Origin of the sequence: Pseudomonas donghuensis (assembly GCF_000259195.1) — a bacterium.
GTDB lineage: Bacteria > Pseudomonadota > Gammaproteobacteria > Pseudomonadales > Pseudomonadaceae > Aquipseudomonas > Aquipseudomonas donghuensis.
Map to the genome: position 1 here is coordinate 45,712 of NZ_JH650762.1, position 18,855 is coordinate 64,566.

At 53.6% G+C, this 18,855-nt stretch carries 17 protein-coding genes; 8 read left to right on the plus strand and 9 right to left on the minus strand.

The features are described 5' to 3' along the window. Window positions 1-79: 79 nt before the first annotated feature. The 4 genes from UW3_RS28680 to UW3_RS0110535 form a co-directional block, all read right to left on the minus strand. Window positions 80-523, minus strand: a complete 444-nt coding sequence (locus UW3_RS28680; protein ID WP_010222391.1) for a hypothetical protein — start codon at window positions 521-523, stop codon at window positions 80-82. Window positions 524-575: 52 nt separating this feature from the next. Then, the gene (locus UW3_RS0110525; protein ID WP_010222392.1) at window positions 576-998 is read right to left on the minus strand and encodes a hypothetical protein; all 423 of its coding nucleotides are present in this window, start codon (window positions 996-998) and stop codon (window positions 576-578) included. Beyond that, window positions 995-1,903 carry a hypothetical protein gene (locus tag UW3_RS0110530; protein ID WP_010222393.1) on the minus strand — a complete coding sequence of 303 codons (909 nt, stop codon included), beginning with the start codon at window positions 1,901-1,903 and terminating at the stop codon, window positions 995-997. Before UW3_RS0110530 ends, UW3_RS0110525 begins: the two co-directional genes overlap by 4 nt. Before the next feature lie 187 nt (window positions 1,904-2,090). Then, the gene (locus UW3_RS0110535) at window positions 2,091-3,356 is read right to left on the minus strand and encodes a phospholipase D-like domain-containing protein (RefSeq protein WP_010222394.1); all 1,266 of its coding nucleotides are present in this window, start codon (window positions 3,354-3,356) and stop codon (window positions 2,091-2,093) included. A gap of 112 nt (window positions 3,357-3,468) precedes the next feature. On the opposite strand from UW3_RS0110535, the gene UW3_RS29065 reads away from it, so the two are divergent. Both UW3_RS29065 and UW3_RS26820 read left to right on the plus strand, forming a co-directional pair. After that, window positions 3,469-4,809 carry a hypothetical protein gene (locus tag UW3_RS29065; RefSeq protein WP_010222396.1) on the plus strand — a complete coding sequence of 447 codons (1,341 nt, stop codon included), beginning with the start codon at window positions 3,469-3,471 and terminating at the stop codon, window positions 4,807-4,809. Between the two features lie 104 nt (window positions 4,810-4,913). Beyond that, window positions 4,914-8,162, plus strand: coding sequence for a DEAD/DEAH box helicase (locus UW3_RS26820; protein WP_010222397.1), 3,249 nt, complete (start codon window positions 4,914-4,916; stop codon window positions 8,160-8,162). Window positions 8,163-8,223: 61 nt separating this feature from the next. Here UW3_RS26820 and UW3_RS0110550 read toward each other — a convergent pair whose 3' ends face one another. Both UW3_RS0110550 and UW3_RS0110555 read right to left on the minus strand, forming a co-directional pair. Beyond that, window positions 8,224-8,511: a DUF3077 domain-containing protein gene (locus tag UW3_RS0110550; protein WP_010222398.1), complete on the minus strand. Its 288-nt coding sequence runs from the start codon at window positions 8,509-8,511 to the stop codon at window positions 8,224-8,226. 81 nt (window positions 8,512-8,592) lie between these two features. After that, window positions 8,593-8,820 carry a hypothetical protein gene (locus UW3_RS0110555; RefSeq protein ID WP_010222399.1) on the minus strand — a complete coding sequence of 76 codons (228 nt, stop codon included), beginning with the start codon at window positions 8,818-8,820 and terminating at the stop codon, window positions 8,593-8,595. A 597-nt stretch (window positions 8,821-9,417) separates the two neighbouring features. On the opposite strand from UW3_RS0110555, the gene UW3_RS27855 reads away from it, so the two are divergent. After that, window positions 9,418-10,170 (plus strand): HNH endonuclease, encoded by a 753-nt coding sequence (locus UW3_RS27855; RefSeq protein WP_010222400.1) that lies wholly within the window; start codon window positions 9,418-9,420, stop codon window positions 10,168-10,170. A 226-nt stretch (window positions 10,171-10,396) separates the two neighbouring features. Then, complete coding sequence (locus tag UW3_RS0110565) at window positions 10,397-11,482, plus strand: type I restriction endonuclease (RefSeq protein ID WP_010222401.1); 1,086 nt, start codon at window positions 10,397-10,399, stop codon at window positions 11,480-11,482. Window positions 11,483-11,700: 218 nt separating this feature from the next. On the opposite strand, the gene UW3_RS30215 is transcribed toward UW3_RS0110565, so the two are convergent. Then, window positions 11,701-11,940, minus strand: a complete 240-nt coding sequence (locus tag UW3_RS30215) for a DUF3077 domain-containing protein (protein WP_367400087.1) — start codon at window positions 11,938-11,940, stop codon at window positions 11,701-11,703. Between the two features lie 23 nt (window positions 11,941-11,963). On the opposite strand from UW3_RS30215, the gene UW3_RS0110575 reads away from it, so the two are divergent. The 4 genes from UW3_RS0110575 (at window position 11,964) to UW3_RS0110590 (ending at window position 15,815) form a co-directional block, all read left to right on the plus strand. Continuing rightward, window positions 11,964-12,926, plus strand: coding sequence for a bifunctional GNAT family N-acetyltransferase/nucleoside diphosphate kinase regulator (locus UW3_RS0110575; protein WP_026001271.1), 963 nt, complete (start codon window positions 11,964-11,966; stop codon window positions 12,924-12,926). A gap of 409 nt (window positions 12,927-13,335) precedes the next feature. Beyond that, a complete protein-coding gene (locus tag UW3_RS28155) occupies window positions 13,336-13,746 on the plus strand; it encodes a very short patch repair endonuclease (protein ID WP_010222405.1) in 411 nt (136 codons plus the stop codon). Next, a complete protein-coding gene (locus tag UW3_RS28160) occupies window positions 13,724-15,010 on the plus strand; it encodes a DNA cytosine methyltransferase (RefSeq protein ID WP_010222406.1) in 1,287 nt (428 codons plus the stop codon). The genes UW3_RS28155 and UW3_RS28160 overlap by 23 nt, the downstream gene beginning before the upstream one ends. Continuing rightward, complete coding sequence (locus tag UW3_RS0110590) at window positions 15,003-15,815, plus strand: hypothetical protein (RefSeq protein ID WP_010222407.1); 813 nt, start codon at window positions 15,003-15,005, stop codon at window positions 15,813-15,815. Before UW3_RS28160 ends, UW3_RS0110590 begins: the two co-directional genes overlap by 8 nt. Before the next feature lie 263 nt (window positions 15,816-16,078). Here UW3_RS0110590 and UW3_RS26830 read toward each other — a convergent pair whose 3' ends face one another. Further along, complete coding sequence (locus UW3_RS26830) at window positions 16,079-16,669, minus strand: primase 1D-like protein (RefSeq protein ID WP_010222408.1); 591 nt, start codon at window positions 16,667-16,669, stop codon at window positions 16,079-16,081. Then, window positions 16,669-18,141, minus strand: coding sequence for a dGTPase (dgt, locus tag UW3_RS0110600; protein WP_010222409.1), 1,473 nt, complete (start codon window positions 18,139-18,141; stop codon window positions 16,669-16,671). The genes UW3_RS26830 and dgt overlap by 1 nt, the downstream gene beginning before the upstream one ends. Window positions 18,142-18,855: the final 714 nt, after the last annotated feature.

An 18,855-nucleotide genomic window follows, 5' to 3' on the forward strand; every position in this document is an offset into this window, starting at 1 on the left:
CAGCGTCGGCAGCAGCATCGCCGAACCGTGTGGGAGCGGGCTTGCCCCGCGATGCGGCCAGCAAAACTTGCCGCGTCATTCATTCGTTACCACCGCCCGCCACACATCGATTCCGCATCTTGCGTATGACCACCACAGGTTTGCACATCTGGCGAAATCTTCGGCTGTTGATCACGAGCAGCGCCGACAGCGGAACCAATAGAGAAAAGACGGAAAACAGCTTATGAGGCGTTCTCTCGACAGTTGAAATCACGGCGAGAAGACAAGCCAATAGAAGCCCGACGATCACCCAGACTCCCCATACCCGCCCCCGGATAAGGATGTAGCTGCCAAAGGAAAGCAAAAATGCGGCAGTCACTACCGAGCCGACAGCGTATTCATTTTCATAGGGGTGATTATGGAAAAAACTATACATTACACTCAAAGTGGCAAACGAGAAGGAAGCGGTGGTCAGCAAGATTACGGCTATCAGTCGCGGGAAATAGCGTCGTGTAAAGGTACGAACGCGGAAGAAGGGATTCATTTAACATGCCCTTGGAGTATACGAGCCGAAACCGATGAAGCGAGTAGAACCTTCATCTTCGGACTCTCCACTTTTTACGTTGCTTACGTATCACCACCAGACGTTTGCACATCATCCGGTAACGGCGGCTGTTGATCGTGAGCAGGGCAAACAATGCGGTGATCAACGACACTGCGAAAAACACACGGTTAGTCGATGCCCCGTATGTAGCAAACGTTGCCAGAAGGCTAGTCACGACAAGCGCAACTGTGGTCCAGACAGCGTTGACAAAACCTCTCAGTAACAAGATGTGCGCTAGGAACAATACAAACGAAGCCCCAAGTACCGCCAGCATTACCTGTTCAACGTCATGCAGATAAACACCTAGAACATGCACCGACGCAAAAATCATCGAAAACAGTGCAAGAAAGAATCCGTTTGCAAAGCACGAAAAATATCGCTTCATCCGTTCGACGACTGCAGGAACGAGCATCATTCGTCTACTTCCTCATAAAGCCCCAAGACAATTGTCTGGACGTTAGCGCTGCTACCGATCCCCAATGCCACACCCAATGCATCCTTAATCAAAGTGGTGGTGGAATGCTTGATCTGTGTCGGTGTATATCGCTTAGGTAGATTGCCTAATCGCTGCTGCAACCTGATCTGCTTAGCAGTTAACGAAGGGTGTTTTATCGATAGCAATTCTGCCGTCAAACTCTTTCGCTGTTGACGACTCAGTTCTCTGAACAGATCGAACCAACCTCTACCCGTAGCCATCTTACGAACCTGCAAAAGCCGAAAAATGCTCATAGAAGAAGTTGCCAACCCCATTAACGAAATGGTTTCAAGCGACGACTCAATTAAACGCATGGCGACCATATCGTCTAGGAAATCATTCAGCTCAGGCTTGGCAGCTTCAATGGTGGTTCTAATCCCCCCAATAACACATAGTCCAATTCCTGCCAAAGCGGCCGCTGTGCTCACAACCGAAATCGCCACGCCAACCGGCCCTCCGAAAGCAACAGCAATGGAACCGTTGTACAGCACCCGCCAACCGATGTATGTACTCACGCAGGTTGCGGCAGTACCCAATAGCCTCTCGAAAACTTGAGACTCTCGTGGATCGCTGCTGATCTGCTCCAAGTACTGCGCAGGAGCTAAATACCTTTTCACCTCCCGCAGCACCACCCGCTTAGTCAACACACTACAAATCGGCCGAAACGCCCGCAACGTCACCACGTTGTAGTCCGCATCGATGTACACCACCCCTGCCCCGACAATCCCGGGGTCGGCGTCGATCGCTGCGAACAACCTCGGCACATTGACCAGGCTCTCAATCCGCTGGCGCGCAAAGTACTGCGACGGGCTCGCGCCAAGCCCGCTCATCCTTGAGTCGTTCATGGGGTCTCCTGAAACGTGAAAGCGCCCGCAAACCCGAAGGTTGCAGGCGCTTGAGCGGCCTAGTTTTAGCAGCTAAAAATCAACGTTTCAGAAGCGTATTTTTGCCGGGTATGTCGTCCTACACATTCAAAACAAGAATAAAAACAATGCCTTGTAGGAGGAGACCATTGAGGCTCTTGTAGACGTATTACCCCGCCGTTGTTTCCACCGGGTCAATCACCCGCAACGCTACGTTTGAGCTCAGTTCGACCAGGCAGAGCAGGTGCGAAGTTCCATCACCGCCGAAGAACTTGTCCGCTCGATCGCCGGTCAGTTTTTCCTGGAACTTGAACGGTGTCGTGATAATCCGCTTGATATCCTCCTTGAAGCTCTCGGTATTGGCGTTGATCCATTCGACTGCCTTGCGTCGCTCGGCAATCGGCGCTTTGGGCGTGTCTGTGCTTCTGAGCAAGACGGCAGGATCGATATCAAGGTCTTCGGTGTTGTAGCGCATGAACACATGGCACAGCTCCTTACCCTGGTGGTCAGCAACCGCCACACGCAAGTTGTACCCGCCCCTCCTCGCCTTGCACGCCTGCTCGGTTGCATCAACGCCAACCTCCCAGTGCACCTGGCCTCTGATTTCGCCTCGTTCCATATCGATCTGGTTTTCGATGAACGAGTACACCGTTCTGTTCACCCTGACCCAGCCGAGCTTCCCGGCACCGGATATACACAAGTAGCGGTGCTGAGGCTTGAGCTCGTGGGGGGCCTTGCCGATGGACCAGGTCAACAGCTCTTCGCCTTTTAACGAATGTTGAAGCTTGGCGTTTTTTTCATCGTAGCGAGAAACGATGGTGCACTTTCTGGGATTGGACTGCGGCCGCTTGGCCAACTCCGAGCGAACCTCGGCATCGATTGCCCGCTCGCCGCGCTGCGCACTTGCGCGCGATTTCTCGGCAGCGATCAAGTCGCGATCCAGTTCTTCGGCCTGCTTGCGCAGCGCATCGTATTTGCCAACCAGCGCCTGCGCAGCATTGTTAACCGACTCCAGAAAGCCCGGCGTCAACAAAGTTGCCTTACGCTCCATCTTCGCCACCAGCGCCTCAACGCCCTTGCTGACCCCGCGAACGCGAACGTTGGTTTCAAAATTCGCACTCGCACCCCGCTCGGTAAAATTCTGGCTGCCCAAGGTCACAAAGCGGTCCTTGGCGACGACCATCTTCGCGTGAAGATTGGGCAGGTAGTAAACCGGGATCTTTTTCTTCAGGAGGGCTTTGATGGCACTGTAACTGGAGGCACCCGACGCAAGCACCTGCACATTGACCAGCGTATAGACCTTGGCACTTTTACCCAGTTGGGCAATCTCCAGCGCTGCCGAACCGGTCAGATAGGGCGAGAAAATCTTCAGATCTACCTTGTCGTTTTGCAGCTGCGTTTTTATCAGCGGCACGATATTGCTAGTGAACTTCAATCGTCGGCATCCTTGTTCGAACCTTTGCCGATAATACTACATTGCCACTACTGGACGATTAGCCCAAAATCCCGCCCCCAGAACGCCCAAGCTGCCCTACAAGGAAACCGCCATGGCCCAGCCCCTGCTCGATGCCTTCATTGCATGGATGAGCGCCAACCTGGACAACGCCACCTTCACTCATCAGTACCAGAACCGCATGAGTGACAAGCCCTGGCACTGCAGCAGCCTGTTCAATGCGTATGAAAAATACCACTGGCCGCACCCGGCAATAGAGCACCTGGACGTCGACAAGGGCAGCAACATCACCAGCAACACCCGCGCGCTGGCGGCGCTCCAGCAGCAACTGCAACGCGCCCTCGCGCCCGCGCCCGAAGACCAGGCCGCCAGCCGCGCAGCCATCGATGTGATGATCTGGGGTGGCGTACAGAACGGTAACGTCAGCTGGCTGACCAACAACTGCGACGGCCTGGCCAACCTACTGATCAGCACCCGCGACGCGATCGACAGCGGTGAATTGAACCACTCGGTACTGGTTGACCCCGAGCTGCGCTTCAATGCCGGCATGACCAAGGTCTACTCGCTGATCTGCAAGCAACTGGTGATCTACGACAGCCGCGTTGCAGCCGCGCTGGGTTGGGCAGTGGTGAAGTTCTGCCAGCAGGCGAACCCCAAACTTACCCAGGTACCGCCTGAGCTGGCCTTCCCCTGGGCGTCGGCCAGGCCGACCAAGGGCATATCCAAGCAGCGTGATCCGTCCCAAGACAACTTGCGGTTCCCATCGCTGCAGCCCGGTACGGTGCATGCGCAGTGGAACATTCAGGCCAGCCGGATACTGGCCGCCGTACTCGCCCACGCCAATGCCAAGGACAGCGGCTTCAACAAGCACGACGATTCGGGTGGCAGCCCGTTGCGGCGTTTGGAAGCGGCATTGTTCATGATTGGCTATGACCTGGGCGGCGGCGCTGCGACCGCTATGGAGACAGAGGTCAGCCAAAACGCGATGCCCGCGCCAACAGCGGGATGGGTCGAATGCTGGACGCCCAGCCATCGCAAGCCTTTTCACTACCGCGTGACCGGTCAGGGCTTCGAGACCCACGGCAAGAGCATCACCCGCTACCCGCTGCAGGTGGTCAACGATACTCTCAACTACCTGTGGCGGCAGTTCGGGCGCGTAAAGTTCCCCCTGGCCAACAGTGCCGACGGTGTGCCGGCCGGCACCAGCGAAGAAGGCATCGGTACCGCTTACTACCATGCAATCAACCGGCAACAGCGGGTGCCGGAGTCGAGCCGCCTGGCTGCCATCCTTGAGGACCTCGGGGTGATTCAGCTAGTGAGCCGTGGGAAAAAGCACTGGGTGCTGAACCCGCAGTTGCTGGACGCCACCGTTAAAGGCACCCTGGATATCGAGCCGCTGTTGCTGCGCTTGCTCGAAGACCAAGCGCAGGACTGACCTCACGATATGCAACGGTGACCGGCCCCACATGGCCGGTGACCCCGCTGCCCATGCTATTGGCAGCCAGGACAATCGAGCAGCTATTGCTCTCAAGGACGTTGATGAACCAGCAAAGCATTGTGCGGTACTGGCATGCGGTTGAACTGCTGCAACCGCAATCGGTCCCGAAGCTGAAAAAGCGCGACGACGACTATCAGCCTTATTACCACGACATCCCCGCCACGGCCCGGGTACTGCCCTGGATGCCGGCCAGTGTATTGAGCACGCAGACGCTGCCGAAAAAACGCGTCTGGAGCCACACCCTCTATGCTCACCTATACGACAACCTCGATGTCGCCAAGCAATTGGAAGCGCTCTACGGTGCCGACCAGGGTTACAAGGAGCCGCAGCGCCGCGAATCGGCTCTGTTTGCGCTGAAGTTCAGTGCCGACGGGGTAATGATTGCCGACAGCCTGGTGCTCTCCAGCGAGGCCTGGTTCGTGGGGTGCGCCATCGCCGGTGAAGACTGGACCCGTGGTTTCGACGACGCCCAGGACCGCGCCCGTGAACAGGCCAATATGCTGTTGGGTGGCGTGGTAACGGCCGACAGCCTTGAGCGGATGACTGACTATGTACGCCAGAGTCTCGGCCTCGATGGCTTTTTCGGCGACCTGAACCAACGACGCCACCGGTTTCGCTCGGCCCCCATCGACCCGAAGAAACCCGAGCAGGAGGACGATCCGCTCAACAGTTTCCTGCTGGGCGACCTGGCCGATGTGGCCGAGGCAGTAGCCCGGGGCACGATCAGCCAACCGTTGGCGCACTACCTTCAGCAACATGACGCCGGTAACCGCCTGCACCTGGATACTCCACAAGCCTCCCTGGCGCTGATTGATCGCCTGTCCCCTTCCCGCTACGCCCCCGGCTGCTGGCCCGCGGAACGGCACCTGGGTCTGGTGCACTCGCAACAGGTGGCGGTCAACAGCATCTTGCAGACACTGTCTGACGCCTCCGGTGTACTGGGCGTCAATGGCCCGCCTGGCACCGGCAAAACTACCCTGCTGCGCGACCTGATTGCCGCCGTGGTGACTCAGCGCGCCGATGTACTGGCGTCGTTCAACCGGGCCTCTGATGCCTTCGTCAAGGACGGTCGCGAAACGGCCAATGACAGTGGCCGCGAGCGTGCAGCCTACCGGCTGGTGCCTGAGTTGTTCGGCTTCGAAATGGTGGTGGCCTCCTCCAACAACGGTGCAGTCGAGAATGTCACCTTGGAGCTGCCGCAACGCGACAAGATCGACCCCTCGTGGCTGCCCGAAGCGGAGTACTTCAGTCACCTCGGTGAGCTCACCAGTGGCAAGCCGGCATGGGGCATGATTTCTGCCGCGCTGGGCAGCAAAGCCAAACGCACCCAGTTCGTCAAACGCTTCTTTTATGGTGAGCAGCCGGCCAAACCGACAAAGCCCATGGCAGACGCCGCAGCCCAGGTTGACCTTGAGGAGCTCGATGCCCTGGCCCAGGACGAAGACCTTGACAACACTGAGCACGAACAGGCCAACGAAGCGCCTGTGGCCGATGCTGCAGAGCCGGCGCAAGTGCCAAAGGGCTTCCTTGGCTGGTTGATGAGCGCCGCAGTATCGCCCGAGGAACGCCCAAGCACCTGGCAGGCCGCCGTGCAGCAGTACAACGAAGCCAAGCGCAACGAGCAAGCGCTGCGAGCCCGCGCCTGCGCGATCATCGACCTGATCAAGGCAGTGATCAGCGCCAAAACCCGAATCGCCGAGAAGGAACAGCAACGTCTGGACCACTTGGCCAAACGCCAAGGCCTGGAAAGCGAACAAAGTGCCCAGGAAACCAAGACCCTGACGCCTGCACGGAGCACACTCGAAACCCAGCTCCAGGCCCTGCAAGCCCACCTGAAAACCAAGCCCGGCTTCTGGGCCAACCTGTGCAGTTGCTGGGCGTCCCACCGCGCCTGGTCGGCACAGCAGCGCTTGCTCGACGCCAGCCATGCCCTGGCCAAGGACGCGTTTGACACTGCCCAGCGTCAGGTGCAGCGCCTGGTTGCACAGGTGATGGAAGTGAACAAGCAACTGGCCAGCGACGAGCAAGCGCTTGCTGCCCTCTACCAGCACGCCACCTTGCAGATTGACAACGCCCGACGCCTCGCCGAGGAAGGCCAGGCCGCGCACCTGTTGGCCTGGCTGGACACCGGCGAGATCGGCCGCGGTGACGCCATCGAGCTGCTTGAGCCCTGGGTCCTTGAAAACTGGCGCCAAGCCCGCGCCAAGGTGTTCATCGAAGCCCTGAGCCTGCACCGCACCTTCTTCCAGATCGAAGCCAAACGCCTGACCGCCAACCTGTACTTCATCACCAGCGTACTCACCGGCGGGCGCTACCAGGGCGTGTCGCGCGAGCTCGTGCGTTCAGCCTGGGCTTCGTTGTTCATGGCCGTCCCGGTGCTCAGCAGCACCTTCGCATCCTTTGCCCGCTCGTTCGGCAGTCTCGGTTGCGGCGAGATCGGCTGGTTGCTGGTCGACGAAGCCGGCCAGGCCACTCCGCAAGCCGCCGTCGGCGCCTTGTGGCGCGCACGCCGGGCCGTGCTGGTGGGCGATCCGCTGCAGCTCAAACCGATTGTCACCGTCTCCGACGCGGTGCTGGAACACATGCGCTGTCGCTACCAGGTCGATGCCCATTGGCTGCCCAACCGCCAGTCCGCACAAACCTTGGCAGACCAAGCCACCCACTGGGGCAAAATGGCCGGCCCGCGTGGCCAGAAGTGCTGGGTGGGTTTGCCGCTGGTGGTGCATCGTCGCTGTGACCGGCCGATGTTCACCCTGGCCAACCGCATCGCCTACGACAACGCCATGGTCTACGGCACCCTCGCCCCCTCGGCAGAAAAAGAGACCCGCGCCAGCCTGTTGACCGGCTGGATTCAGGCCAGCGGCCCCTCCTCCGGCAACTGGGTACGCAACGAAGGCATCGCCCTCAAACAGCTGTTGGCCAGCCTCAAGGCCGATGGTGTACCTGAAGACAGCATCGCCGTGATCACCCCCTTCCAGGATGTGCGCCAACGGCTGAGCAGCTTTTTGCCACGCAAAATCGTCTTCGGCACCATCCACACCATGCAAGGCAAGGAAGCCGCGGTGATCATCCTGGTGCTGGGCGGCAACACCGAAAGCCCTGGCGCCCGCGACTGGGCCGTGTCCGAGCCGAACCTGTTGAATGTCGCCGCTACCCGCGCCAAGCGGCGCCTATATGTGATTGGTGATCGCAACGACTGGCAAGGCCGCTCGTTGTTCTGCGATGTGATGCAGCTGTTGCCGACGCAGCAGCAGGTGGTGCTGAGCCCGGCGGGCAATACGACTGTTTGATGAGTGCGGGGGCCAGCGTGGTGGAGTGCCACGCTGGAGCGTTTCAGCGTTGAGCCACTGACTACTGCTCAGCGCCCATTCCATGCGCCACATCCTCCACCAGCGCCTTGGCCATACCACTGAGGTAATGCGCTGCCCAAACCAATGTAGCGTCATGCTCGATCCCGGCTTGCAAGGTCAGCCGATGCACGCAGCCCATCAGCACGGCCGACTGCTCCAGAGCGAACGCCGCACTGTGGCCGGGTTCGACGCGGAACAGGCGTTGGGTGGAGTGTCCGCTTTCGCCGTTACCGAAGGAAGCGATGCCGGCTGTCTTAGAGGTGGTAGCTGGATTCAAATCCTCATCCATTGATAGGTCTCCCTGCTGAAATCGCTAGCCCGCGTTGCTGAGCGGTTTCGTCAGCAACGTGGGCGTCTGCTCATTGGCAACTCAGTGGCGTGACTGAACCTTGCTCAAGGCCACTTCGACCAGAGCGCGGGCGTGTTCGATTTCGTGCATGGTCGCCAAGGTGAGGACTTGGCCGGGAGGTCTGGGATGGAGTAGGACGGTTTGCTGGGCGATGGTCAGGGCGCAGACCAGGTATTCGGAGGTCTGGACCAGGAGGTCTTCGAGGGAATGGTTGGGGTGATGAGGTGGGTCGGGGACGATTTTTAGCATCAGGTATTGCTCCGTTTAGATGGAGCCGCCACACCCAAGCTGTCAAACAAAGAGGTGGCAGCTGTACGCGGGTTGACAGACCGGTAAACGAAGAAACCCGGCGCACACGAAGGTGCCCCACGCACAGCCGCCATTACGCAGGTGCAGAGATGGTTTCATTTGTTGCGGTCTGTCAAAACCGGTCGTTGAATTGGCAACGACTGGCGGAGACTAGAGCGCTGAAGGAACCACTGCAATGGCTTAACGGCGGCGGGAGTATGATTGGGAAATGGACTACAGGGAATCAGGAAATTCTGAAGATTTTGATGCTGCGGATTGCAAATCCGGAGCAAAGTGCACCCTCCTTCCTGCACTGCATTTGGTAACTGTAAGCAGGATCATTCCTTCATTTTCGTGAGATCTCGCGGTGTGGTTGCTGGCGATATGCCAGACCTGTAAGGACGCGAGATGCAATTTTTCTGGGTGAACCTAGGTACAACGCACAAGGAGGCCAGGGCCGGTAATTTTCTCTAGGCACCGCTGAGTTCGCGATCAAAGGCCGACAAAGAGCAAACCTTCCGTCACGGGGATAATGTTGGTGAGGTCAAAGCCGGAGATTTGATCTTCTGCTATCACGACAACTACCTACGCGCCATTGCTAAGGCAGTACCAAACGCCTATGAGGCGGAGCGTGCGCCTACCCGCTCTTTCAACGAGTGGAGAAACCAAGGGCACCACGTCGATATCGAGCTCACTTTCCTCCAACGAGCCCTGCGTAGTGACGAAATCGCCCCGACCTACCAAGCGCAATTCGATATCAACACAAAACCAACGCTGTTCAATCGCAAAGGCCGCGTGAATACGATTTATATGGCACAACTGCCAGCTGATGCCGCAGTTTACCTACTTGAGCAGGCGGAAGTGATAGCTGAACACGAAGACAGGCTAATCGATGGGGGATCAAACGACAAAGCCCCCTCCGCCACCACTCGAAAAGCCCTCGTAAAAGCCCGTATTGGCCAAGGTGCATTTCGCAAAGGGTTATTCGAGCGCTGGGAGGAGAAATGTGCTTTGACGGGATTGAGAAACCCTAGCCTACTAACGGCATCGCATATTGAGGCGTGGGCACTGGTTGACAATAACACTCGTCTAGACACAGATAACGGATTGCTGCTTGCAACCCATATCGACCAGCTTTTTGATTGTGGTTTGATCTCATTTGACGAAGTCGGACGTTTTCTATTCAGCGATAGCTTGTCAGCAGGCGAACGCAAGATCTTAGGGTTAGATCAGTTCACATCGATACCATTCTTGAGCGATGGCAATCGTCCACACCTAGAAAAGCACCGGAAACGGTTTTACTTCCTCTAACCGATTTGTACACCCTACATAACTCATCAATGCGTTTAATGATGCCAGATCAACCTCGCCACCTGCTCACCCGACTGTGCTAGCACCGCTTTGCTTTGGGGTGGCATGAGTTGATCCTGGCCGGGCATCCAGACTGGATGAAAACCCAGTAACAACCTTAAGTCGGCCCGTAGTAGCGTTATGCCCCTAGGGACCCAAAACGGGTAAGCATAGACTGGGAGCACAAATGGAATTTGTAGATCGTCTCAACGCAATGTCTGCCAAAGTAAACCAATTGGCATCGACAATCCAAACTGAAGAAGCAACCAAAACTGCGTTTGTTATGCCATTCATCCATACCGTTTTGGGGTATGACGTCTTTGATCCTTCTGAAGTTGTTCCAGAGTACGTTTGCGATGTAGGCACCAAAAAAGGTGAAAAAATCGATTACGCGATCTTGAAAGGCGGTGAAATTCAGATCCTAATTGAGACCAAAAAAGTTGGTGAGCCACTCAATATCAACCACGCCAGTCAGCTTTTCCGATACTTCCATGTCACTACCGCCAGAATTTCAATTCTAACGAATGGCCGGCTGTACAAATTCTTTACCGACCTCGACGCCCCTAACAAAATGGACGAAAAACCATTTCTGGAGATTGATCTCTTAGACATCGATGAACATGTCATACCTGAACTGCAAAAACTAACGAAATCGGCCTTTGATGTAGATTCAATCATTAATGCAGCTGGCGAGTTAAAATACGTAGGTCAGATCAAGAGAGAGATGGCTTCGCAATTTAGTCAACCTGACGACGATTTCGTGCGACTCTTCGCTTCCCGCATTTACGATGGGGTTATCACCCAGAAAGTAAGAGATCAGTTCGCATTGCTTACGCGAAAAGCCGCATCACAATTCCTGAACGACCAAATAAATGATCGTTTGAAATCAGCTTTGAGTGGAGCACCTTACCCCACTCCCGCAGAGTTAATTGTGAGTGAGACACAGACGGAAACAGCGGACGCCCCAGAGGACCGGGTCCTCACGACTATGGAGGAGCTAGAGGGCTTTCACATTGTGAAGGCGATCGTTCGGACCGTTACTGACTCAAAGCGCATTGCGCATCGAGACACTCAAAGTTACTTTGGCATCCTACTTGACGACAACAATCGCAAGCCTATCGCTAGACTTCACTTCAATAGAGCGCAGAAATACATCGGGATATTTGACAGCGATAAAAATGAAACCCGGCACCCTATAAACTCTCTTGATGAAATCTATGAATTCTCCGACGACCTGAAGAAAACAATATCGTTTTATCAAGAACAAGCCTGAATAAACCTACATCCCAGCCCTCCATCTACGGGAATTGAGGGCTGAGATGTAGCGGTCAAATGATTCCATGCCCTCCTTATAAAAGCACGTGATAACCAAGCAACGTCCTACCTCTACCCTGAATTCAAGCGCGCAGCTGAAAAGCGAAATGGGACTGATCAGCAAGCAACCTGACGCGCATGCCTACAAAAAGCGACGGCAGCAACGACCACGTCAATTCAACGGCGGGCCGAGGCCCCGTAAAACAGATCCAGCCCTCGGCTGATGCCAGCAGCATGCGCCAGATCATCGACCAACGCTTTGGCCATACCCACCCGATAGTGCACCGCCCACGCCGATGTGACGTCCTGATCGATGACTATTTGCGACGTCAGCTTTTGCGCACAGCCCATTAGCGATGTTGCCTGGAGGAAAGGTGTGCAGGCTGTTCGGCATTTACTCGCGTTTTGCCTTAAAATGGCCGGTTGCCGAAAGAACCGTCATGGCCATAGCCATGAAGGGCTTTCATTCTTTCCAAATAACTGTGGTGAAGATGAACAAGCCTTTCATTTCGCTGTGCCCGGAAATTACTCGGGCACACGCACTAACGCTCATGGATTGGTTGGAAGATGAGCGCGTTACCTGCTACTTGAGCGATTCGCGTCATGTCTCCCGCTCCATCGAGCAAGTTATCGATCGGACCCAATTGCCGATCCTGACCCATCTATTCAACCGGGGCGGCCGATTCTTCATGGCCTACGACCGGCATGACGCCCCGGTGGGCTTTGTCCGCCTGATCAAGACCGGCTCCAACTGCGAGATCGTCCTGGTCATTGGAGACAGCGACAAATGGGGCCGAAACCTTGGCGCGCGCACGATCCGCGAAGGCATGAAACTGGCCTTCCTCGACATGCGCGCCGAGAAGCTCATCGCCAAGATCCACCCCGACAACACCCGCTCGCTGAAAGCCTTTGTGCGCAGCGGTTTTCTGCTTGAAAGCGAAACGCCGACATTGAAGTCATTTTCCATGACGGCGGCGCGCTATCTACAGTTCTTGCGCGAAGGTGCCGTTGCCGACTCCACTGAGATCTACATCACCGAAATCGATAAGGCCAGGCTCGAGAGCCTGATCGCGCTCGAGCAAGGCCCGGCGGTTGTTGAACTCGAACATGAGCTTGAGCGCGCCATTGTCGTTAAGCCGCAGCAGGTGGCGCGCAATGTCGTCACGATGAACTCCAGGGCCTTGCTGCAGCTGGACGACGAAGAGATCGAAGTGGCCCTGGTCTACCCTGAAGACGCAGACAGCAGCGCCGGGAAGTATTCCGTGTGTTCCGACATCGGCGCCGCCATCCTGGGCTATCAGGAGGGGGACGCCATCGACTGGCGGGTCTCTGATCGGACCCGCCGGATCGGGATCAGGAAAGTGCTGTACCAGCCGGAGGCCGCGGGCGACTTCCACCTGTAACTGCGCCTTTAGCTAAATGCTCCATCAGGCACGAAGATCCCCAACGATTTCCGTGCCTGATGCAGACATGGTGGACAAGGTCAGGACTTGGCCAGAGGACCTCCTTCCTGCGCTCAATTTGGTAACAGCAAGTAGGACCAATCCTTCATTTTCGTAGGATCTCGCGGTATGGTTGCTGGCGATATGCCAGACTGCTGAGCCATAAAATTGCACAGGTCCAACATGAGAGGATCCTGACTGTAGGCATCACACTCTCTGCTCTGTCCGTCTCATCGGGGGATGAGTGCACCCGAGCCCTCTACCTGAATGCCGCTATCTAGAGGGGCCAATCTCCAAAGGCTGCTCCTCGTCCTCCATCATTTTTACCTCCGCCACGAACCAACATGCCATGTCTGATAAACTGCCAGCCATGGATAGGCTCACATCCGAAAGGCGGAGCTGGCTCATGAGCCGGATCGGCTCGAAAAATACTAAGCCCGAGCTCGTCGTACGGCGCTTGGTTTTTTCCATGGGTTACCGGTATCGTTTGCACGGCAAAAATCTGCCAGGTACTCCAGACCTCGTCTTCCCTGGTCGTCGCAAGGCTGTGTTCGTGAATGGTTGCTTCTGGCACGGTCATGCAGGTTGTAGGTATGGCCGCCTTCCAAAGTCTCGGATCGCATTTTGGGAAGCGAAAATCGACCGCAATCGTCAGCGGGATAGCAGCAACATTGCCGAGCTGCAAGCTGCTGGCTGGCGAGTTCTGACCGTCTGGGAGTGCGAGCTGAATGAAATTGAAATATTGATGAGAAGGTTAAATGAATTCTTGCAAAGCGAGTAACACCCGCCCCATCGGCATTGACCTTTTTGCTGGAGCCGGCGGCTTGTCTCTTGGCTTTGAGCAAGCAGGTTTCGACATCGCTGCAGCGGTAGAGATCGACCCTATTCACTGCGCCACTCACGAATTCAACTTCCCAAATTGTACGACGATTTGTGCAAGTGTAACCGATCTTAGCGGACCGGAGATTCGGCTCAGGGCGGGAATTGGTGATAAAGATATCGATGTCGTCTTCGGTGGAGCTCCGTGCCAAGGCTTTTCGATGATTGGCAAACGTGCACTGGACGATTCCCGTAATCAGCTTGTATTTCACTATGTCCGGATTGTCGCAGAACTCAAGCCAAAATACTGCGTCTTCGAAAATGTGAAAGGGCTTACTCTCGGCAAGCACGCTGAGTTTCTCAAGGAGTTAATCGCAGCCCTAGGTGAAGCGGGTTATGACGTCACCCTACCTTACCGAGTGCTCAATGCTGCCGACTACGGAGTTCCTCAGGACCGTAAACGCCTATTCTTAATAGGTACCCGCCGCGGATTAAACACTCCAGAATATCCAGAGCCACAGCTCAAGCGAGTTAACGTTGGCGAAGCAATTAGTGATCTACCAGACGCAAACACTTTCGAAGAGCTACGAGAAAATGATCAAGTTGTGGTTCAGTGGGCCACTCACGCCAGCTATGCACGTCGTTTGAGGGGCCTTGAAGTCGACGCAAATGACTTTGGTTATGAGCGAGATTTTTTGAGAGACATCCTCACTTCTAGCACTCGTACAGAACACACTGCCTTGTCACAAAGTAGGTTTCTTGCAACCGAGCCAGGAAAAACCGAAGAAGTTAGTCGGTTCCGTAAATTGCCCATGGATGGTCTCTGCAATACCCTTAGAGCAGGCACAGATAGTGCACGAGGGGCATTTACATCGCCACGCCCAATTCATCCAAACCTTCCCAGAGTAATCACGGTACGTGAGGCTGCTCGCCTACACTCTTTCCCTGATTGGTTTCGCTTTCATACCACCAAATGGCACGGATTTCGCCAAATCGGCAACAGCGTACCACCTTTACTCGGCAGAGCTATCGCAAGCAGTGTAATTTCAGCGATGGGTATCACTCCAACCAAACCGACGAAGACGCTATTACTTGGCGACCCAAAGCAGCTGAGATTAGATATGAGCAAAGCAGCGTTATACTTTGGAGTTCCTCACAACACCATTGCTCAAAGAACCCGAAAAACTGTAGACAAAGAAGTGCTCTTGGAAGTGTCAGATGTCTGAAGCTAAGGTGGCTCGGAAGCCAAATCGTTACGCTGCTATCATTGAGGAAATTTTTTTCGCTCACTACAAACCAGGCGAGCAGGAATTTCAGTTCGCGCGGGACGAGATAGTAACGGTTGCGTCAAATTTGGACATAGCTTTACCAAAGAATATAGGCGACCTCATCTATTCGTTTCGATATCGGTACGATTTACCGACAAGCATTCTTGAGACGGCCTCAGATGGGCTTGAATGGATTATTGAAGGCAGTGGCCAAGCGCTTTATCGCTTTAGGCTCGTCAAGCTCAGCCGAATAATACCCAATGAAAACCTTATCACTGTAAAAATTCCAGATTCCACCCCTGAGATAATAACAGCATATGCTTTAAGCGACGAGCAGGCGCTACTTGCAAAGGTTAGATATAATCGTCTAATTGACATTTTCTTGGGAATAACCGCATATTCGCTGCAAAACCACTTACGAACAAACTTAAAAGGCATTGGACAGTTAGAAATTGACGAAGTATACGTCGGCATAGATCGTCATGGCCGCCAATTTGTAGTCCCGGTTCAAGCCAAAGGTGGCTCGGATAAGCATGGAGTTGTCCAGACTCATCAAGATATCGCCTTCTCAAAAGCCAAATATCCGGACTTATTATGCCGTGCGGTTTCCGCGCAATTCATGAGCGATGACCGCATTGCGATGTTTGAGCTTACCATTCAAGATGGAGAAGTAAAAGTAGTCGACGAGAAGCACTATAGACTAGTTTTTTCAAACGAAATAAATAGCGAAGATCTAACTTCCTATAACTTGCGAAACATATAAAAAATCGACAAGCGCTCCCTAGAAATCACCTGGATAAATCTAACAGAAGCGCTTGCCGTCAATTTTTAAATCGAAGAATACATCAACCACTACCCTAGCCGACCCATCAGCCACACCGGAAAATTTTGGCATAATGATATCTTACCTCGTATTACTTGGGGATTATGATCTCGCATAAGCATATCTTGATCGGCAAGAACGGGTAATCTCTTCAGACAATATAAACGTATATATTAACCATGTTCTCACGACTTGCTCGAAACTCATAGGGAGTGGGCAACCCAGACTGGAATTACTCTGCGAGGTACATCTGTGTAATGGGCGGTATTTTTTGTCCATCGAAGTGCAGCATACCCAGCGATCAGACGATGACCTACCCACCTTGGATCCACCGTTGGCGGCATTCCAATTTGGTTGGCTAGAAGCAGTCGCCCCATCAGTTCTATGAGTTCACCTTGACTGATCAACCTACCCCCATAGCCGTGATACGAGCGACCACTCTTAAACCAAGCAAAGCCTTCAAAATCCTCCTCGAGGAACGGTTTTAACTTAGATAGATGAGCCCCGGCCGCAGTGGACAGGTCAATCATTGGTATATGCTTAACCTCACCACTTCGCATATATACTTTGGAATGCACTGCCACCTCCGCCCCAAGTGGACAGAGGTTAATCAGCCTATCCATATAACTAACATCTAAAAACTCTTCCACCCCAACAGGAACTACCTGCCTCACATCGGTCAATGACTGGGGGATATAATAATAAAAACTCAGCTCCACCCCCCTTATCATTTCCGCGCGCATGCTAATCATACCCGCCACGTGCCAGTAGGGATGCTCCTTGAAGCGCAACATCACAATTTTATCCCAGACAAATTTTGATACGTACTTATCGAGAAATCATCCGTCATACCAGATATAAAATCAGTTATCAAATGTGCCCTTAGGACCCATTCTTTAACATAAAAATCTTCATCTTTCGGCAGGCCTTTAAGATCATCTCGATACGCCTGAACATATCTCTTTGGAAAAAGAGAAAGCAACTTAGACTCAATAACTATCTTCCGTCCGCTTTCATCCTTTTTTTCACCATTCAATGCCGCAGCAAAACGTCGCTCACCAACCTCTAAAATACATGAAAACTGTTCAAGCAAACCAGATATCGCCTTATATCCTGCAAGTTCGATTTTTTGAACACTCTCATGGCAGTACACACGCTCCCGACAATACCCTTTCAAGATATCTAGGATTTTTCCACAAGCCGACTCCGCCGAAATAAGTGAAGACATTGCCCCACTCAGAACCTCATCATGATGGATGATATACTGCTCAGCAGCATGATTAACTAAAGCCCGATTCAAGTTTGTTCGAAAATCAGTAAAAGTATACGACTTACCATCAGGCTTCCTCCCGCTAGATGCATTAGAAAGCGCTTCAGTGATAACCCCCGCCCCCTCCAACTTATCGCACCCACCAGCCAGCCACTGCTTATAAATATCAGACAATGCCAAGTGCTGATTCAACAATCCTTTTTCAATAGAATCTTCAAGATCACTTATACAATAAGCGATATCGTCAGCCGCTTCCATTATATATGCAAGAGGATACCGCTGCGGAGAGCCATATCCGAATTCAGCCCAAACACTTACAATAATATCCGCTTCTGTTGAAAAATAACCACACTTCTTAACAAACGGAGACTTAACCTCCTCAGGCTTAACACCACTAGTACGCACGTACTTAAGATAGGCTGCCAGAGTGGTTTTGGTTAAATTCAAACCAAACTCATCATTATTCCGCTGAAGTTTAGTAACGATTCTGATACCTTGGGGGTTGCCGTCAAACTCAAGGAAATCAGCAAGAGCCCGAACTGTATAAGAATCAGATCCAGCCATCCCTGACGCCTCAAATGAGCTTTTAAGCGCTTCAGCGCCGTTCAGCTTAAACCATTCAGAAATTGCAAACTCTCCAAAATGGCCAAATGGCGGATTCCCAATATCATGCATCAAGCAAGCCGTCTCGACGAATGTCGTCAAAGCAGCACATTCTTCTTTTTCCGCCCAATTCCTCTCCATCAGTTGGATAGAAATTTGATCAGCAATGTAGCGGCCAACTTGAGCAACCTCCAACGAGTGCGTCAAACGGCTCCTCACCGAAGCGTTAGACTCCATAGAAAAGACTTGAGCCTTCTGCTGAAGCCTCCTGAATGCGGGACAGAACAGAAGACGCCCCCTGTCGCTCTCTGCCTCCAGTAAAATATGGCGATCAGAAACATCAGAAATACGGAAGCGAGTATGTGAGAGTAATTTTTTATATAAGGTGGTCATTGTGCCTCCCTGCTGGCTTGCTAATTATTAGTGTCTAAAAATACTCGACCCAAGGCAGTGATCTGGTAAAGCTTCTCCCCGCAGACCAAAGCAGAAACATTCAGAATTCCGCTCACGCCCCTAGAAATCCTGAATGCGCTCCCTATGACCGCTCTGCGAAGCCCAAGCGGTCCTTGGGTTACAAAGCGAATGTATCTGCCAAGTGCTCTTGCAGCAAGCTGTAGAAGCGGCTAAAGCGCCACAACCGAGAAACCGCAGCGGAGGTGGGTCGACGCAACGAACGAGAGGCGACCCAAAGCAAAGTGGGATGCAGCAGCAATGCAGCGGATAAACGCATCACGGCCGGAAAATGTAGTTTTCATCCCAGAGATGCAGAAGCCCGCATGAATCGTACGGACCTGCATAACATCAAATCGTCACATACAACTGATTATCAATTGTAACTGATATGCATTTTTAATTATTTATAAAAACTATTGCAATTGAAAACATGATTGCAAGGGACAGAGCATGCGACGGAGCACGGTATTCCAGGAAGTTTCCCATCGGCAAAAGTCGCACTGCCAATATTCAACAAAAACAATAAGATGCGACAATAATTCAACTCAGCCCGGCACATTGATGACCAAGCACCTCAGCCTTTCATTAAGGCCAATCACAAGAACGGGAGCATCAGCTCGGATGCCGGGCTTGCCAGTTGATAGAGGCGAAACA

What these genes read in the sequence shown, in the direction of transcription:
- UW3_RS28680 (WP_010222391.1), bottom strand. Translation starts at nt 523, where the DNA reads ATGAATCCCTTCTTCCGCGTTCGTACCTTTACACGACGCTATTTCCCG.
- UW3_RS0110525 (WP_010222392.1), bottom strand. Translation starts at nt 998, where the DNA reads ATGATGCTCGTTCCTGCAGTCGTCGAACGGATGAAGCGATATTTTTCG.
- UW3_RS0110530 (WP_010222393.1), bottom strand. Translation starts at nt 1,903, where the DNA reads ATGAACGACTCAAGGATGAGCGGGCTTGGCGCGAGCCCGTCGCAGTAC.
- UW3_RS29065 (WP_010222396.1), top strand. Translation starts at nt 3,469, where the DNA reads ATGGCCCAGCCCCTGCTCGATGCCTTCATTGCATGGATGAGCGCCAAC.
- UW3_RS26820 (WP_010222397.1), top strand. Translation starts at nt 4,914, where the DNA reads ATGAACCAGCAAAGCATTGTGCGGTACTGGCATGCGGTTGAACTGCTG.
- UW3_RS0110550 (WP_010222398.1), bottom strand. Translation starts at nt 8,511, where the DNA reads ATGGATGAGGATTTGAATCCAGCTACCACCTCTAAGACAGCCGGCATC.
- UW3_RS0110555 (WP_010222399.1), bottom strand. Translation starts at nt 8,820, where the DNA reads ATGCTAAAAATCGTCCCCGACCCACCTCATCACCCCAACCATTCCCTC.
- UW3_RS0110565 (WP_010222401.1), top strand. Translation starts at nt 10,397, where the DNA reads ATGGAATTTGTAGATCGTCTCAACGCAATGTCTGCCAAAGTAAACCAA.
- UW3_RS0110575 (WP_026001271.1), top strand. Translation starts at nt 11,964, where the DNA reads ATGGCCATAGCCATGAAGGGCTTTCATTCTTTCCAAATAACTGTGGTG.
- UW3_RS28155 (WP_010222405.1), top strand. Translation starts at nt 13,336, where the DNA reads ATGGATAGGCTCACATCCGAAAGGCGGAGCTGGCTCATGAGCCGGATC.
- UW3_RS28160 (WP_010222406.1), top strand. Translation starts at nt 13,724, where the DNA reads ATGAATTCTTGCAAAGCGAGTAACACCCGCCCCATCGGCATTGACCTT.
- UW3_RS0110590 (WP_010222407.1), top strand. Translation starts at nt 15,003, where the DNA reads ATGTCTGAAGCTAAGGTGGCTCGGAAGCCAAATCGTTACGCTGCTATC.
- UW3_RS26830 (WP_010222408.1), bottom strand. Translation starts at nt 16,669, where the DNA reads ATGTTGCGCTTCAAGGAGCATCCCTACTGGCACGTGGCGGGTATGATT.
- dgt (WP_010222409.1), bottom strand. Translation starts at nt 18,141, where the DNA reads ATGACCACCTTATATAAAAAATTACTCTCACATACTCGCTTCCGTATT.